Origin of the sequence: Streptomyces sp. NPDC059828 (genome assembly GCF_042731955.1) — a bacterium.
Lineage (GTDB): Bacteria > Actinomycetota > Actinomycetes > Streptomycetales > Streptomycetaceae > Streptomyces.
This window is the reverse complement of record NZ_JBHWIW010000008.1, coordinates 17457-32413: the sequence shown is the minus strand read 5'-3', so window position 1 is coordinate 32413 and position 14957 is coordinate 17457. Positions and strand designations below refer to the sequence as shown.

The 14957-nt window shown below is 68.1% G+C and carries 18 protein-coding genes and 1 pseudogene; 6 read left to right on the top strand and 13 right to left on the bottom strand.

Going from position 1 to position 14957, the window contains the following annotated elements; genetic code table 11:
* Positions 1–79 precede the first annotated feature (79 nt).
* On the top strand, positions 80–1252 hold the full coding sequence (locus tag ACFV6V_RS07190; protein ID WP_385560322.1) for a glutathione-independent formaldehyde dehydrogenase: 1173 nt from the start codon (positions 80–82) through the stop codon (positions 1250–1252).
* A 341-nt stretch (positions 1253–1593) separates the two neighbouring features.
* The gene (locus tag ACFV6V_RS07185; protein ID WP_385560319.1) at positions 1594–2034 is read left to right on the top strand and encodes an ATP-binding protein; all 441 of its coding nucleotides are present in this window, start codon (positions 1594–1596) and stop codon (positions 2032–2034) included.
* Positions 2035–2125: 91 nt separating this feature from the next.
* Here ACFV6V_RS07185 and ACFV6V_RS07180 read toward each other — a convergent pair whose 3' ends face one another.
* Together ACFV6V_RS07180 and ACFV6V_RS07175 are read right to left on the bottom strand one after the other, a co-directional pair.
* Positions 2126–2497, bottom strand: coding sequence for a PRC-barrel domain-containing protein (locus tag ACFV6V_RS07180; RefSeq protein ID WP_385560316.1), 372 nt, complete (start codon positions 2495–2497; stop codon positions 2126–2128).
* 184 nt (positions 2498–2681) lie between these two features.
* Positions 2682–2843 carry a hydrophobic protein gene (locus ACFV6V_RS07175; protein WP_385560313.1) on the bottom strand — a complete coding sequence of 54 codons (162 nt, stop codon included), beginning with the start codon at positions 2841–2843 and terminating at the stop codon, positions 2682–2684.
* A 274-nt stretch (positions 2844–3117) separates the two neighbouring features.
* Here ACFV6V_RS07175 and ACFV6V_RS07170 point away from each other — a divergent pair, with 274 nt between their 5' ends.
* Positions 3118–3756, top strand: coding sequence for a CAP domain-containing protein (locus ACFV6V_RS07170; RefSeq protein ID WP_385560310.1), 639 nt, complete (start codon positions 3118–3120; stop codon positions 3754–3756).
* A gap of 167 nt (positions 3757–3923) precedes the next feature.
* On the opposite strand, the gene ACFV6V_RS07165 is transcribed toward ACFV6V_RS07170, so the two are convergent.
* From ACFV6V_RS07165 to ACFV6V_RS07155, 3 genes are all read right to left on the bottom strand, one after another.
* Positions 3924–4649 (bottom strand): uridine kinase, encoded by a 726-nt coding sequence (locus ACFV6V_RS07165; RefSeq protein WP_385560307.1) that lies wholly within the window; start codon positions 4647–4649, stop codon positions 3924–3926.
* Between the two features lie 119 nt (positions 4650–4768).
* Positions 4769–5236 carry a DUF3592 domain-containing protein gene (locus ACFV6V_RS07160; protein WP_385560305.1) on the bottom strand — a complete coding sequence of 156 codons (468 nt, stop codon included), beginning with the start codon at positions 5234–5236 and terminating at the stop codon, positions 4769–4771.
* 267 nt (positions 5237–5503) lie between these two features.
* Complete coding sequence (locus ACFV6V_RS07155; protein WP_385560302.1) at positions 5504–7387, bottom strand: propionyl-CoA synthetase; 1884 nt, start codon at positions 7385–7387, stop codon at positions 5504–5506.
* A gap of 216 nt (positions 7388–7603) precedes the next feature.
* On the opposite strand from ACFV6V_RS07155, the gene ACFV6V_RS07150 reads away from it, so the two are divergent.
* Positions 7604–7942 carry a VOC family protein gene (locus ACFV6V_RS07150; RefSeq protein WP_385560299.1) on the top strand — a complete coding sequence of 113 codons (339 nt, stop codon included), beginning with the start codon at positions 7604–7606 and terminating at the stop codon, positions 7940–7942.
* 143 nt (positions 7943–8085) lie between these two features.
* Here the strand turns inward: ACFV6V_RS07150 and ACFV6V_RS07145 are convergent, their stop codons facing one another.
* From ACFV6V_RS07145 to ACFV6V_RS07135, 3 genes and pseudogenes are all read right to left on the bottom strand, one after another.
* Positions 8086–8634 carry a GNAT family N-acetyltransferase gene (locus ACFV6V_RS07145; RefSeq protein ID WP_385560296.1) on the bottom strand — a complete coding sequence of 183 codons (549 nt, stop codon included), beginning with the start codon at positions 8632–8634 and terminating at the stop codon, positions 8086–8088.
* 55 nt (positions 8635–8689) lie between these two features.
* Positions 8690–8973 (bottom strand): annotated as a pseudogene (locus tag ACFV6V_RS07140) (SAM-dependent methyltransferase); the annotation flags it as partial.
* Between the two features lie 19 nt (positions 8974–8992).
* Positions 8993–9358: a hypothetical protein gene (locus tag ACFV6V_RS07135; protein ID WP_385560293.1), complete on the bottom strand. Its 366-nt coding sequence runs from the start codon at positions 9356–9358 to the stop codon at positions 8993–8995.
* Between the two features lie 208 nt (positions 9359–9566).
* Between ACFV6V_RS07135 and ACFV6V_RS07130 the strand changes: the two genes are divergently transcribed.
* Entirely contained in the window at positions 9567–10367 is an 801-nt protein-coding gene (locus ACFV6V_RS07130; RefSeq protein ID WP_385560290.1) for a DUF1206 domain-containing protein, read from the top strand.
* A gap of 13 nt (positions 10368–10380) precedes the next feature.
* On the opposite strand, the gene ACFV6V_RS07125 is transcribed toward ACFV6V_RS07130, so the two are convergent.
* From ACFV6V_RS07125 to ACFV6V_RS07110, 4 genes are all read right to left on the bottom strand, one after another.
* Positions 10381–11226 (bottom strand): dienelactone hydrolase family protein, encoded by an 846-nt coding sequence (locus ACFV6V_RS07125; RefSeq protein ID WP_385560287.1) that lies wholly within the window; start codon positions 11224–11226, stop codon positions 10381–10383.
* A gap of 77 nt (positions 11227–11303) precedes the next feature.
* Complete coding sequence (locus ACFV6V_RS07120) at positions 11304–11564, bottom strand: hypothetical protein (protein WP_385560284.1); 261 nt, start codon at positions 11562–11564, stop codon at positions 11304–11306.
* A complete protein-coding gene (locus tag ACFV6V_RS07115) occupies positions 11561–12175 on the bottom strand; it encodes a hypothetical protein (protein WP_385560281.1) in 615 nt (204 codons plus the stop codon). Before ACFV6V_RS07115 ends, ACFV6V_RS07120 begins: the two co-directional genes overlap by 4 nt.
* 119 nt (positions 12176–12294) lie before the next feature.
* Positions 12295–13302, bottom strand: a complete 1008-nt coding sequence (locus ACFV6V_RS07110) for a hypothetical protein (RefSeq protein WP_385560279.1) — start codon at positions 13300–13302, stop codon at positions 12295–12297.
* A gap of 220 nt (positions 13303–13522) precedes the next feature.
* Between ACFV6V_RS07110 and ACFV6V_RS07105 the strand changes: the two genes are divergently transcribed.
* On the top strand, positions 13523–14398 hold the full coding sequence (locus ACFV6V_RS07105) for a DUF4190 domain-containing protein (RefSeq protein ID WP_385560275.1): 876 nt from the start codon (positions 13523–13525) through the stop codon (positions 14396–14398).
* 24 nt (positions 14399–14422) lie between these two features.
* Here ACFV6V_RS07105 and ACFV6V_RS07100 read toward each other — a convergent pair whose 3' ends face one another.
* On the bottom strand, positions 14423–14944 hold the full coding sequence (locus ACFV6V_RS07100) for a GNAT family N-acetyltransferase (protein ID WP_385560272.1): 522 nt from the start codon (positions 14942–14944) through the stop codon (positions 14423–14425).
* Positions 14945–14957: the final 13 nt, after the last annotated feature.

Sequence of the window (14957 nt, the reverse complement as noted above, 5' to 3'; positions counted from 1 at the left end):
GGGCTTTCACCGGCCGCTCGTCGGAATCCGGTGGTACGGCGAGTGCGGTCCGGTGCCGTGGAAACGTAAAAGGAGCGTAATGAAAGCTGTGGTGTTCGAGGGAACGCGCGCGGTGTCCGTGCAGGACGTGCCGGACCCGCGGATCGAGCAGAGCACGGACGTGATCGTGCGGGTGACCTCAAGTGCCATCTGCGGGACTGATCTGCACATGTACGACGGCCGCACGGGCGCCGAATCCGGACTCGTACTCGGGCACGAGGCGCTGGGAGTGGTCGAACAGGCCGGATCGGCCGTCCAGGCGGTGTCCGTGGGCGACCGCGTGGTGATTCCCACTCATCTGTACTGCGGCACCTGCCTCAACTGCTCCCGCGGCCTCAGCGCCGCGTGCAGCCGAGTCCGCCCGGGAGGCTTCGGTGCCGCATACGGGTACGCCGGCATGGGGCCGTATCGCGGAGCCCAGGCCGAACTGCTCCGGGTCCCCTTCGCCGACGCGAACTGTGTGCCCCTGCCCGGTGAACCCGGCGACGCGAACGAGAACGCGTTCGTCATGCTCGCAGACGCCTTCGTCACGGGCTGGCATGCGACCGAACTCGCCGGGGTACGGCCCGGCGCCAGCGTGGCCGTCTTCGGTGCCGGCACGATCGGGCTGCTTGCCGCCCACTCCGCCTTCCTGCGTGGCGCGGGAGAGGTGTTCGTCGTGGACCGGGTACCGGAGCGGCTGACGGTGGCGCGTGCGTACGGGGCGGTTCCCATCGATTTCCGTGACGGGGACCCGGTGGACCAGATCCGCGCCCACCGGCGTTCCGGTCAGTTGCCGCCCGGGGAGGGCGGCATGGACGGTGTGGACTGCGGGATCGACGCGGTCGGCTTCCAGGCAGCCGACCGGTCCGATCCCTCGCGCGAGAACCCGCGCCAGGTCATCGAGGATCTCGCGGCACTGGTGCATCCGACGGGTCGGATCGGTGTCGCCGGGGTGTATGCCGCGAAGGACCACGCTCCGGCGCCGGCCGGCCACGAGGACGGCTCCCTCCGCGTCCCGTGGGCAACCCTTTTCGACAAAGGCATCCACGTCGGCTTCGGGCGGACGCACGACCGTCGCTACACCGCCCTGCTGCGGGACCTGATCCTCGCCGGAAGGGCGGAGCCCCAGCGGGTGGTGAGTCACCACGCGAAGCTCGACGAGGCGGCCGACTTCTACCGGGACTTCGACCAGAGGGCGAACGCTGTCATCAAAGTCGTACTGAGGCCGTGAGACGGCCTCCCCGGGCTCGCCCACAAGGGCCGGGGCAACGGCGTCCTCCCAGAAGCACCAGGAAAGCCTCCGGGGCGGGGGCGGCCTCCGCTTCGATAGCCGAGACAGGCTGCTCGGCGAAGTGTTCAGCCCGGTCGGTGTGACCCTCCGTGGCCATGGCCGGGTGGATCTTGCCCTCATGGCACCTGGCTGACCCGCCTTCGGCATTCGTTGGCAGGCCTGTACCCCCACCCGGTCGGGCACACGCGACAGTTGCGGCGTCTCCACACCCCGGTGACATGCATGGCAGCGTGGCGGGTACACACCAAAAGCAGGTAGTTGAGAGCCGAAGGACGGTGCTGATGGAGCCGCAGGCTGACGGCGAGAGCTGTCCCACGCTCCGACGGGCCGGCTACGCCTTCGGCGGGGGCAACGGATGCATCGCCGAGGCCCGCGACCACGTGGGCGATTTCCTCACTCGGGCACGGGCCGAGCAAGGCCTGAACGTACCCCCTCGCACCACGGAACTGGCCCAGCTCGTCGTAAGCGAGCTCGTCACCAACGCCTGCAAATACGCCCCCGGCCCAGTGCTGATGGAGCTGGAAATCACCACGACCGAGATCGAAGTCGTCGTCTGGGACAGCGACCCGAACGTCCCAGCAGCCCGAACCTTCGACCCGGACCGAATCGGCCAGCACGGCCTGGAGATCGTCAAAGCCATCACCCACACCCTCGAGATCCAGCGGCAGGCCGTAGGCAAACGCGTCGCCGCCCGCATCACCCTCCAAGACACCCCACCCTGACACCACCCACCGCCACGACCAGGGCTGAGGGCGGCCGGCGACCCCTTGCTCGCCGGCCGCCCTCGGGCTCCAGGCCGCCTACGTCCGCCCCTCAGACGATGCGGCCACCACCGAAGGGACCGCCCATGCCGTAGTAGATGCCCAACTGCTCGCGGTAGCTTTCGTCACCGAGGTGCTTGTCGCGGTGGAACTCCGGAGCGTCCTTGATCTGGTCCTTGGTCCTGTCGACGTAGATCCTTCGCTCATCCACGTCGATACGGCTCACCGTGCCTGCCGGAAGCAGCACTTCCTTTCCGAAGATCCACGGGCCGGTGTCCACCACCAGGTACGCATCGGCGACCTCGTCAGAGTGCTTGTCGACCTTCCCGATGCTGCCGTCGACCGCCTCGACCTTGTATCCGTTGAGGTCGGTACCCGCCAAGTGGCCCGCCGTTGACTGGTAGCTCCACACATGCTCAGTCACGCTGAATTCCTTTCTGGAACGTCGAGCGGTGACGACCTTGCGCCAGGCTCAGGCATTCGAACGTCGCGGGTGGCAAAACCCCACGTTTCACGCTCCGCCTTCTTCGCTCCATTGAGAGGCACAAACAATTCCATTCCCGCACTCGCCGCTTCGCCCGGGAAACACTGACGCGCAGATGTTCCTGCTACCAGCGGTACCAACGGCCACTGCCGCCCTTGGGTCGAGCGACGAATCCGACCAGCCACAGCACCAGCACGGCGATCGCGATCCACCAAAGGATCTTCACTGCAAATCCCGCTCCGAAGAGGAGCAAAATCAGGAGCAGGACGAGAAGCAACGGAACCATGATTACCCACCTCCGAAATTCCTTGTGCCCCCAACCCCCACGTTCACGCCTGCGGCTACTGAACTTGGTTGGGTGTCGAGGCGTGCGACTGAAAGCCACCGGGGTGAAGGCATGTCGTCCCCCGGCTCCGAGCCTGATCGACCGGACACGCCGAACGTGTCGCCGATGCAGGTGATCATGGCGTGTCTGCGGCCGTCAGATGGCCAGGAGCATGCCACGGTGGCGGCAACAGCAACGTGAGACTCGCCTGCCTGCGTGCATCGGAGGAATCAGCGTGAAGACCTTGGCTGCAACGGTGTCCGTCGCACTGTCCGCCGCCGTCCTGTGGGGAGCCACCACCGTCCCCGCACACACGGCCGACAACCCGCCCTCAACTGGCAGGGAGGCCCTGCGGCAGTCGTACTATCCGAATGTCGACTGGATTGCCTGCGAGATCAACAAAGAGCGCCTCACCAAAGGCCTGCCCGCCCTGCGCGTATCCGACCGGGCCAGCGAGGCAGGACGTTCACACGCCAAAGACATGGCAACCATGGGGAAGCTCACCTCCAAGGGCAGCGACGGCCGCGACCTGCGGTCCCGGATGTCCCAGGCCGGGCTGTACTCCAACCTCATCTCCGAGTTCATGGCGTTCGGATACACCCACGACGGCTACTTCGCGGACAAGGCGACCGACCCGGACCCCAAGAACGCGGTTTACAAAGTCCTCATGAACCGCAGCATCGTGGCCATCGGCATCGGATACGACCGTGGCTACTGGGACGTGAACCTGCTTGGTGCACACCGCAAACTGGTGACCAGGGCCCCCGTCGGTTGCAGTCTCAAGGCCCACGCGACAAGGGCACTGTCGATGCGGGCCGTCTCCGACGCACCCGCGATCTGGGGTGGTCCGGTATTCGCACGAGGCACTCAGTAACGTCCCAACGCGGGCCTCTGCGGGGCCCCTCCGCGGGCGGCGGGCGTCAGGCGCGCGTTCCGGTTCGTTTCGGTGATGGGGGTTGTGCCCGGGCTGGTCGGGTCCATCGCCCGTCCGCCCGGAAGCCCGGTGCACTCAAGTCACCGGCGCTCGGCCCCATGCCGGCGTCACGGCGTCACGAGCTGCGGGCGGGTGAACTCCGTGTTGTCGATAACGAGGTCCATCATCGGCAACGGATCGGCTTCCCGTAGATAGAGGTGCTCGGCGACCAGATACCTGTTGCGGTGGATCGACTCCGCCTCGGATCCGGCCCAGTCCTGGTCACGTTCAGCACCCCGCCGAACGGACAGTTCCGCATCCACCTGCAACCAGATCCGGAAGTCCCAGTACGTGTTGATCTCGGGCCGGAAAGCGAAGACGCCATCCACGATCAGCACCGCGTCCGCCCCGAGGGACGTCCCTTCCGATGAATGATCCCGTTGGGTCAGCGGGTCGATGCCGCACAGCACACAGGACGTGGCTTCCGGGGACCGGCAGGGATCCAGCAGCAGGCGCTTGACCGCCTCGTAGTCATACGCGTTGCGGTAGTACCCCTCGCCGGACTCCCGGTCATACAGATGCCGGTCCTTCCACGGCTTCTTGAAGTCGTCGAGGGTCGCCCGGAGCACCGGTCGACCAGCAGCACTGATCCACTCGGCCAGTTCATGCCCGAAGCTCGTCTTCCCTGCAGCGGTGAAACCATCGATCCCCACGAGCAGGCGGCCGTGACCTAGCGCAAGGATGCGCTCGGCTGTCCGCTGGACCAGCGCGCTGCGCTCGGCGGAAGCCGCCGGAGGGCAGGGCTGCCGCCACGACGAAGCCGAGTGATGCACGTCCGCCTGTGGTGATCTCATGCAATGAACCTACCGGCGGGTCCAGCGGCCGGGAAGATCACCCACGAGCCAACTCTGGCCATATGAGTGGCTGTGAAGCACGTCTGTTCTCAGCGGTGGGTAACGTCAGGTGCGCGTGGCTAGCGCAGGCCCAGACCGATGCCGGTCACCACGGAGTAGAGCCCCAGGCATATGAAGACCACCATCATCATGCCTCTGAGGCGCGTGGCGGGATCCAGGCCGGGCCTCGACCCGGCATGGATGACCTGCCCGGGCCGCTCCGGCAAGTACCGCACGGGCACCGTGTCCCCCACCGCACACAGCACTACAGAGGCCATCTCGGCCCGCACATCGCGCCCTTCGGACGTCTGGAACCCCAGGATCAGACGCCGCTCGCTGCTCCCGTACCCGTCCACAGTGCGGTGCACCATATACGTCTCCAGACACACCGCCTCTGCCACTAGCCCTTCCCGCAAGATCCGTCTGTTCTCCCCACCCTTGCGCACCATGAAGACCAGTACTCCGACCCCCACGGCGGTGAAAAGCAGCCCGAGCACCACCAGGATCAGCCCGGCTCCCCCACTCTGAGCCCCACTCGCAGCAAACATTCCGCATCCCTCACTTATGACCGGACCACGCCCCTGACCAGGGGCGACGACGCCCGTGAAGATACGCTGCGCGGGCCGAACGGTTCCATCCTTTTCCTTGCCACCGGAAGCCGGACGCAACGTCAAGGACGCGCTCCCGCCGCGCAGGAATCGCTGGTGAGGCCGGCGTGACCGAGGCGGCCTCGCGGACACACGCCATTCCCCGGCGCTGTGGGCCTTGCGCGGAGACCGTGAATCAGGAGGTGGCGCGCCTCTTGACTCGCGTTTTCACCCGTTCTCGCGGCGCAGCACCGGTCGCAGGGCGTCCAGGACGGCGGCGTCCTCGATCGTCGACGGAACCGGCTCTTCGAGGCCCTCGGCGATGGATCGCATGGACTTCCGGAGGATTTTCCCGGAGCGGGTCTTGGGCAGCGCGGCGACGATGTCGACCTCCTTGAAGGAGGCGACCGGGCCGATCTCGGACCTGACCGCCGCGATGAGTTCGGTTCGCAGTTGCGCCGGATCGGCGTCGGCTCCGGCTTTGAGGACGACGAGGCCGCGGGGCACCTGGCCCTTGAGACGGTCCGCCACTCCGATCACGGCGCACTCGGCCACGGCTGGGTGGGCGGCGAGGACGGCTTCCATGGAGCCGGTGGACAGGCGGTGGCCGGCGACGTTGATGACGTCGTCCATGCGCCCCATGACGAAGAGATAGCCGTCCTCGTCGAAGTATCCGCCGTCCCCGCTGAGGTAGTAGCCGTCGAAACGTGAGAGGTAGGAGTCGGCATAGCGCTGGTCGTCGCCCCAGAGGGTGAGCAGCGTCCCGGGCGGCAGCGGCAGCCTGAGGCAGATGGCGCCCTCGCTGCCGCGCGGCAGCTCCGCTCCCGACTCGTCGAGGATCCGGATGTCATAGCCGGGAACCGGAACCGTCGGGGAGCCCGGCTTGATCGGCATCGGGTCCAGACCGCGGAGGTTGGCGGCCACCGGCCACCCGGTCTCGGTCTGCCACCAGTGGTCGACGACCGGGACGCCGAGTGTGTCGGTGGCCCACTGGTACGTCTCGGGGTCAAGGCGCTCGCCCGCGAGGAAGAGCGTACGGAAGCCGCTCAGGTCGTGGCCGGCGAGGAGCTCCGCCCGGGGATCCACCTTCTTCACCGCGCGCAGTGCGGTGGGGGCGGTGAACAGGGCCTTCACCCCGTGCTCGGCGATGACCCGCCAGAACGCCGCGGCGTCCGGTGTGCCCACGGGCTTGCCCTCGTACAGCACCGTGGTGGCGCCGACCAGCAGGGGTGCGTAGACGATGTAGGAGTGGCCGACGACCCATCCGACGTCCGATGCCGTCCACCACACGTCGCCGGGGCCGATGTCGTAGATCGCGGACATCGACCAGGCCAGGGAGACCGCGTGGCCTCCGTTGTCACGTACGACTCCCTTGGGCCGGCCGGTCGTTCCCGAGGTGTAGAGGATGTAGAGAGGATCGCTGGCGGCGACCGGTACGCAGTCGGCCGGTTGGGCGTCGGCGACCAGCGCGTCCCAGTCCAGGTCGCCCTCGCCGAGGTTGGCGCGTGCCTGTTCGCGCTGGAGGATCACGACGGACTCGGGCCGGTGGGTGGAGAGCCGGAGCGCCTCGTCGACGATCGGCTTGTACTCCACGATGCGGCCGGGCTCGATCCCGCAGGACGCCGAGAGGAGCACCTTGGGGCGGGCGTCGTCGATACGGGCAGCCAGTTCCCTGGGGGCGAATCCCCCGAAGACGACGGAGTGGACGGCGCCGAGGCGGGCGCACGCGAGCATCGCGATGACGGCCTGGGGCACCATCGGGAGGTAGACCACGACGCGGTCGCCGGCACCGACTCCCAGGCCGCGCAGCACTCCGGCGAACCGGGCCACCTCGTCCCGGAGTTCGGCGTATGTGAACGAGGACCGCTCTCCGCTGTAGGCCGAGTCGTAGATCAGGGCGGTACGGTCACCGTGGCCCGCGGCGATATGCCGATCGAGTGCGTTGTGGCAGGTGTTGAGGCTTCCGTCGGCGAACCAGCGGTAGAAGGGCGGCTGTGAGTCGTCCAGGGCCCGTGTGGGCCGCCGCTCCCAGTCGATCGCCCCCGCGGCCTGGAGCCAGAACTTCTCTGGGTCACCGAGACTGCCGCGGTATGCGTCCTCGTAGCGTGGCACGTCGTACTCCTGATCATCCGGCCTGCCGGTCAGCCGGCCCGCATCGACGGTCCGCAACCGTGACGCGCACCGCTTGATCCTCTTCTCACACTCACACACGGGTCTGGCGCCCCGCAGGTTCCCGGGACACCGTCCTCGTCGGTTGACCGGAACTCCGGAACCAGGTCCTGCCGGGCGAGATCCCAGCGTTGTCCAACGCGTTTTAGTGTGTACCACATGACTCTTGATCCGAAGATGATCACCATCGACTGCGCCGAACCCCGCACCCTGGCCGCATGGTGGGCCAAGGTCCTGGACACGGAGATCGCCCAGGACTTCGGCGGCGAATTCGTCATCGTCGCGGCGACACCCCTGGCGCTCGGTTTCCAGCGGGTCACCGAACCCCGGGGAGCGAAGAACCGAGTCCACGTCGACTTCCACACGCAGGACCGGCACGCCGAGGTGGACCGGCTGGTGGCGCTGGGAGCCTCCGCCGTCGACGAGCAATCGATCGGCCCCCTGGCCTGGACCGTCCTCCAGGACCCTGAGGGAAACGAGTTCTGCGTGGCAGGCTGAGGCCCTTCCCGTAGCCACCCGGCAGCGGAACTCCGCGAACGGCCCGTCCGACCTGGTTCGCCGTACCGAGCCGCCGCATGCCGTAACGGCGTGTGCGCCATGTGAAGCAGGCGGCGTGAAGGGCGGGCGGGCCCGCGGCCGGCTCACCGCTCTTCGTTCAACAGCCCGTACATGAGCATGTCCCTGCGTTCGTCCCCCACCTGCTGCCATCCCCGCAGCAGCCCTTCCCGATGGAATCCCACGCGCTCGGCAGTGCGTACGGAGGCTGTGTTCCACGGCTCCACGCACAGTTCGAGCCGGGGAATCCGCAGATCGCGCGAGGCCCAGCCGACCACTGCGGCGACGGCGGCCACGGCGGCGCCTCGACCGCGCGCCGACTTGACGACCCAGTAGCCCAGCGACGCGCGGCCCTGTGCCAGGTCGTTCAGCCACAGCCCCACCTGGCCGACCGGCCGGTCGTCGGAGGCCGCGATGACGAACGTGTACCCCGCCCTCGTGGTCGCCCGGGCCCACTGCCGTTCGATGAAGGCGACGCCTGCCTGTTCGGAATAGGGCGATGGCACTGTAGTGATCAGCGGGATGTACGCGTCGTCCGATGCCTCACGGACCAGTTGCAGGTCCGAGAGGCGCCACGGCCGAAGCATGAATCCCTCACCAGCGGCGAGTACGGGTACGTCCAGGGCCTGGTTCATCGGCCCATCCTGCCCAGGTTCCGGACCGGTCCGCAGCCCGGTTTCGAGCGCCGGGGCGCAGCACATCGATCACGTCACCGGTGATGTCCTGGATCCAGGAGACGTCGCTGTCGGTGGCGATCACCTTCCCCTCGGGCCGACTCGTTCGGCAAGCCCGAGGGGTACGGAGGGGCCGCCGGCACCGACTTCCCAGCACCGCGTGCCGGCTGTGATGCCCAATCGGTCGACGTGCCGGAAGGTCATCGGATCGAACAGTTCGCTGAGCGCACCGAACCGGATACGGGCCTCGGACTGCCGGTTGCCCAGCAGGTAGCCGTGTTCCGTGCCGTGCTCAGCCAAACGGCGATTCTGGCATCTCTCAGGAGACGCGTTTGACCGTCCAGGTGTTCGGCTCATTGCTGGGCACGGCGGCGTACTGGCAGGCGCCGCTGTAGTAGCTCCTCATCGGCACCCATCCCGCCGGGGGCCATGTCGACGCGCAGGCGTTCACGGTGGAACCCACGGGCATGCCGGAGACATCCTGGATCTTCTTGATGTTGGGGTTGAACGTGGTGCCGCAGGACCAGCTGTTCCACCACTGCACATCGACCCAGCCGGCCGGTGTCAGCGAGCTCCCGCACATGGTCGTGGTGTCGCCCGGGGCGGCGGCGGCCGGTGGTGCGGTGAGCGCAACACATGCGGCTGCGGTCATCATGGCCAATGACGCCGTGCGGAGACGGATCACAGTGGTTCCTCCTGGTTCATCGACGAGCACACGCGAACTCCACAATCCTCACGGTTCCTGCATATGCGGCAGTAGTCGGTTATCGGACGCACCGCATCGTGACCGAAAGGCCCCCGTCGGGGGTCACCGGCCGACCACGTTCGCCGGCGCGTTTCGGGGGCAACCGGGATGCATGAATGCACGCGCATTGACTCATCGGGGCCGGTCCATGGCCCATCAGGCGGCTCGTAGTTCGGTAGTGGAGACCGGGGCCCGCTGGGGCCTGGCTGCACGCGGTGTCATCTACCTTCTCATCGGTGTTCTCGCGCTCCAGGTGGCCGTCGGCTCGGGCTCCAGCGAGGAGGCCGACCGCTCCGGTGCGCTGGAAGCACTGTCGGACAAGCCGTTCGGCGCCGCCGTGCTGTGGGCGCTCGGTATCGGGCTCGTCGGCATGGTGCTCTGGCGGTTGTCCGAGGCGTTGTTCGGCGCCGCCGGTCCGGATGGACGAAAGGCGCGTAAGCGGGCCTTGTCCGCGGTGCGTTGCGTCTTCTACGCGAGCGTCGCGTATTCGGTGCTCGCCTTCACCGTGGGCGAGAAGGGTGCCGGCTCCGGCGACCGTCAGTCGCGGGACCTCACAGCTCGCGCGCTGGAGCTGCCGGGTGGGCAGTGGATAGTGGGACTCGGAGGGGCGTGCATCGCGTGCGCCGGGATCTGGATCGGGGTGCGCGCGGCCTTGCGCAAGTACCACAAGCACCTGAAGACAGGCGAGATGGGCCGCCGGACGCGGCAGGCCGTCGACTTCTGCGGTGTCGTGGGAGGCGTCGCCCGTGGGCTGGTGTTCATGGTGGCAGGCGGCTTCGCGGTGCGGGCCGCGGTCATGTACGACCCGAGTGAGGCCAAGGGGCTCGACGACACACTGCGTGCGTTCGCGACCACGGCCGCCGGTCCGTGGCTGATGGCCGCCACGGCCGCGGGCCTTGCGCTCTTCGGTGTGTTCTCGTTCTGCATGGCCCGGTGGCGCAGGGTCTGACCGCTATCGCGGTTCACGCGCTCGCGGTGGGCTCGTTGTCCTGCTGGAGCAGTCGGGTACGCAGCAGGTCGAGCACCTGGTCAAGTGCCGTGCGGGTCGGCTGGCCCGCTTCGTCGACGAGGTGCTCGGTCAGGACGGAGTGCGGGGGCATGACGGCTTCGGGGTTCGCCGACATGTCGTCGAGTTCGACCGCGGTGAAGGCGTCGCCGAGTTCCCGGCGCAGGAATGCGAACCGGTCGCCCGGCACGAGGCGGTCCCCGCGGAACCGCAGCCCCAGCACCTGAAGCCCCTCACGCTCGCAACGTCCGCGGACGGTGGCGAGGTCCGCGGCGGAGATGTCGATGCCGGCAGCTCTGTTGCGTGTGACGGCGACCGGCAGGGAGGGCTGGGACAGGACCGGGGCGAGCAGGCGGTCGTCCACCGCCATGGCCAGGGCGAAGCCGCCGGTGAGACACATGCCGACGGCACCGACTCCGGGCCCGCCGCAGCGCTCGTGTTCGTGTGCCGCCAGTGCACGCAGCCAGTCCACCACGCGTGAGCTCCTGCCGGTGGCCAGCAGGGTGAACTCACGGCTCACGCACACCTTCCAAAGCGTCGCGGCGGTGTAGAGCCCGGACTTGAGCCACCCGTGAGCGCTGGGGTGGGGGTCGCGTCCGGGGTGTCCGAACAGCACGGGGAGCACGGCGGTGCAGCCGAGTGCGGCCACCCGTTCGGCGAACTCCACGACTTTGGGTGTGATCCCGGGTACCTCCGCCAGCACGATCACGGCGGGTCCGGTGCCGCGCCGCAGGATCTGGCGGGTGACGCCCTCTTGGGTGAACGTGGAGAGGGCGAAGCCGTTCAGGTCATGGTCTGCCATGGGGATACCATCGCCCATGCCGGGCTGTCCGCGGGCACCTTGCGTTGTTTCTCTTTGGGCACGCTTCCCCGTGGTCGTCAGGTACGACGGGCACCCTCGGGAACCAGGGGCAGCCTGGCGGCGGCGTCCGAGACCGCACGGAAGACGGTGGTGCCGGCGAGTACCAGTAGGGACAGCGGTGGACCGGCCCAGCGCATCAGGCCTTCTCGCAGGTCTGGGTCCACTTCGATCGTCACGCTGACGTATTTGCTGTGCAGTGTGGTGACTTTCGACGATCGGGCAGTGCTGTCCCCGGCGCGCTCGAGTGCCGCGCGGTATCTGTCCTTGCGCTCCGTCATGCCGCTTCCTGACGTTGGATCAGTTCCTCCGCGAGGTCCATGTAGGCCGAGCCCTTTGCCCGGACGGGACTGCCGAAGGACTGGGAGTACAGGTCGAGCCGTGCGATCTGGGTGTCGAACACCGTGAAGCCCCACTCGGTGAGTGCGTCTCGGGCATCCGCGTCGGGGCCGGTGCGCGTGGCATCGGGGCGATTGGTGCGGTTCAGCAGCACCACGGCCCTGGCCGGTTCGGGGCGCAGGGACTGCACCTCGTCCATCTCGGCGCGGATGGGTGCCATCCGGTCCAGTTCGATGGGAGCCGGCGTCACAGGGATGATCCACTCGCTCGCGTACCTCATCACGCTGCGGGTGATGCGGGCATGGTCCTCCATCTGCGGCGCATCGAGCACCACGGCCCGTCTGTTGCCCAGGAAGTCGTTCACCCGGCGGTGGACGTCTCCGACCGGGAGGGCGATGACGGGAAACGGGAAGCCGTCCGCCAGTTCGCTCCAGCGCAGCGCGGAGGAGGCCGGGTCGCTGTCGACCAGGAGCGGCGAGCAGCCCGACTCGTGAAGGGCGTGTGCCAGCCATACGGCACTGGTCGTCTTGCCGACTCCGGGTTTGAGGTTCACAAATGCACAGCTCAGCGGCACAGAAGTACGTTAACCGTCCTGACTGCCCAGGGAGAGCCGACGCGAGGGCGAAGTGCCGTCGTTCACTCGCAAGCAGTCAGCGGGGAGCGGCGCGCGGTCTACTTGGACCCCGGCCGCCAGGGCGGAAGCATCACGAGCGGGTAGTTCTGGGTCGGGTGCGGGTGGGCCGCCAGCCAGTCGGTGAACGAGCTGCGGAAGCCGTCGTCATTGTGGCGTGCGTAGTCGTAGAAGGACCGGAGGAACGCAGCGCGCGAGGCATCGGCCGCAAGGTCCGTCCCGGCGCCTCCGAGGAGGTACTGACGCCGCAGGATGTCGGCGAGCGGAACCCGCCGGGCGTTCTTGATCATGTCGTACATCGCCATGAAGGTGGTGGTGCGGCCGTGGCCCTCCCGGCAGTGGAGGTGCAGCCAGCCGTCCGCGGGCAGGGTACGGGCGAGTGTGACGAAGCCGTCCGCGGACTGCGGCGTGGGCATATGACGGTCGGGCACAGGCAGGTAGCGGTAGGCGAATCCGTACGGGGTGACGGTCTCCTGCTCGGTCCTGACCGTGCGGGGTCCCTCGCTCGGGGGCAGTGCGGCGGCGGCCGACTTCTTCGGCAGGTAGGCGAAGGGGATGACGGGCCAGTCCCGCAGCTCCTCGAGGCGGGTGGTCTGCAACCGGAGCAGCTGCTCGGGTGACATCCCGATGTTGGCGTCGTCGTCCTTTCCGTACCAGCTGACCACCGCACCGTCGACATAGAGATGGGTCTCCTGGCGCAGATCCACATCGAACAGACGTCCATCGGATACGGCAGGGAGGGTCCGCCGCACCGCCTGCCAGCCGTCCTGCGAGGGGGAAGCACTGCCGGACACGCGCAGTTCTCTGAGGCCGATAAGACTGGGCCGGGGGCCCGGTTCGCGTGACAGCGAGCTCATGGCGGTGCGGAAGTGACGGGGCAGCCCGGGCGTGTCGAGGAAGTCGATGATCAGCTCACCGCCGCCCGCTGCGGGGCTCGGGACGGCCGGGGGGCCGCCACCGGCCCGCTGCGTCGCGGCGCATCCGGTGCCGGACAGGACGAGCACGCACAGGGCAGCGGCGGCGAGGCGCCTCGGGACTCGGCGGTTCACCACATGCACTCCTCCGCTGTGGGGCCGGGGCGCCGCCACCGGCCACGCTGCCAACCCCCTCACTGTCACCGGAGGCACGCACGCCGTGCACGCCCATCCGGTCAAGCGGGTGATCGCCCCTGCCCCTCTGCACTCCGCCATGAAGAGTGAGAAACCATAAAAACCGACTGGTAATGTCATTCACTCGTCAAAATCGATCCGACTGTCCGAAGGACCGCGTGTGACCACTCCCCCTCCGCCCGGCGACCAGAACCCCGAGGGCCGGAAGTCCGCCGGTCGTGATCCATGGGAGCCGCGGCCGACGGCACCGGCCGCCACGCAGTACCCGGCCCCCGCGCAGTGGTCGTCGTACTCGGCACCGGTGCCGCAGCCCCGCAACGCGATGGGTGTCACAGCCCTGGTGCTCGGCATAGTCGGCGTGGTCCTCGGCCTGGTCGTCATCCTGTTCTGGATGTCCTGGCTGCCCGCCCTGCTGGCCGTGGTCTTCGGCTTCGTCGGGCTCAGCCATGCGCGTAAGGGGCTCGCGACCAACAAGGCGATGGCGCTCACGGGAGTGGTCCTGGGTGCGGTCGGTCTGCTGTTCTCGGTCGGCGGCGGAGTGTTCGCCGTGGTGATGGTGAAGGATGCCGCCGATGAGGCCCGCGCCTCCGAGGCCTCGGAGGCCGCCGCTGAGAAGGCGGCGGAAGCGAAGGAGAAGGCCCGGCACCTCGCGTTCGGTGAGTCGTACATGTTCGAGAACGGGCTGAAGGTCACGGTGGCCAAGCCGGAGCCGTTCGTCCCGGACGAGTTCGTGCTCGGCCACGCGAAGGGGAACAAGGCCGTTCAGGTGACGGTGACCGTCGTCAACACGAGCAAGAAGCGCCTCCCGGTCGAGACGGGTCTGCCGAGCGTCAACGACGCCGACGGTGCGTCCGCGGAGCTGGTGATCGACGGAAGCGGGCGTCAGAAGGTGATCACCGGGTACGTCCTGCCCGGCAGGCAGGCCGTCGGCAAGTACGCGTTCTCGCTTCCGCCGGACGCGGCCGACAGGGTCGAGGTCGAGTTCACCCCTGACGCGAAGCTGTGGGACGACTCCTACTGGTCGGGACCCAACTGATCGGGCGCGGCAGGCGGCGAGGGCTCAGCGCACCAGGTCGGTGGCCAGAAGGTCCATCAGGAGCCCGTCGTGCCAGGTGCCGTCGGCGCCTCGCTCGTACTGACGCATGATCCCGACCGGCCGGAATCCGGCCTTGCTGTAGCAGCGAATCGCGGCGGCGTTGTCGGCGGCCGGGTCGATGACCAGACGGTGGTGGTCGTGGACGTCGATGAGATGCCGGGCCAGTGTCCGCACGGCATCCGTGCCCAGGCCCTTTCCGTGCACCGCGGGATCGAGGTAGAGGTCGATACCGGCGTGCCGGTAGTCGGGTTCCTCCTCGGCGTACCACTGGATCATGCCGATGATCCGCTGCCGGTGCTCGATGGTCAGGCACCGGGTGGCCGGATCCTCGAGGTCTTCCGCGATGTCGGCTTCCAGATCCGGCGGGGCATCCCCGCCGCTCCACCGCGCCCGCACTTCGGGCGTGGCCCGGATGGCCGCCAGAGCGGGGATGTCCTCGCCGACGGCGGGACGGAGCACGACGGAGGCACCACGGAGCACGGTCATAGCCAGGAGCCTT

Coding starts and splice junctions, on each gene's coding strand:
- ACFV6V_RS07175 (WP_385560313.1), bottom strand. CDS start 2,843: ATGGTTCCGTTGCTTCTCGTCCTGCTCCTGATTTTGCTCCTCTTCGGA.
- ACFV6V_RS07125 (WP_385560287.1), bottom strand. CDS start 11,226: ATGGCAGACCATGACCTGAACGGCTTCGCCCTCTCCACGTTCACCCAA.
- ACFV6V_RS07185 (WP_385560319.1), top strand. CDS start 1,594: ATGGAGCCGCAGGCTGACGGCGAGAGCTGTCCCACGCTCCGACGGGCC.
- ACFV6V_RS07100 (WP_385560272.1), bottom strand. CDS start 14,944: ATGACCGTGCTCCGTGGTGCCTCCGTCGTGCTCCGTCCCGCCGTCGGC.
- ACFV6V_RS07160 (WP_385560305.1), bottom strand. CDS start 5,236: ATGTTTGCTGCGAGTGGGGCTCAGAGTGGGGGAGCCGGGCTGATCCTG.
- ACFV6V_RS07130 (WP_385560290.1), top strand. CDS start 9,567: ATGGCCCATCAGGCGGCTCGTAGTTCGGTAGTGGAGACCGGGGCCCGC.
- ACFV6V_RS07150 (WP_385560299.1), top strand. CDS start 7,604: ATGACTCTTGATCCGAAGATGATCACCATCGACTGCGCCGAACCCCGC.
- ACFV6V_RS07165 (WP_385560307.1), bottom strand. CDS start 4,649: ATGAGATCACCACAGGCGGACGTGCATCACTCGGCTTCGTCGTGGCGG.
- ACFV6V_RS07120 (WP_385560284.1), bottom strand. CDS start 11,564: ATGACGGAGCGCAAGGACAGATACCGCGCGGCACTCGAGCGCGCCGGG.
- ACFV6V_RS07145 (WP_385560296.1), bottom strand. CDS start 8,634: ATGAACCAGGCCCTGGACGTACCCGTACTCGCCGCTGGTGAGGGATTC.
- ACFV6V_RS07190 (WP_385560322.1), top strand. CDS start 80: ATGAAAGCTGTGGTGTTCGAGGGAACGCGCGCGGTGTCCGTGCAGGAC.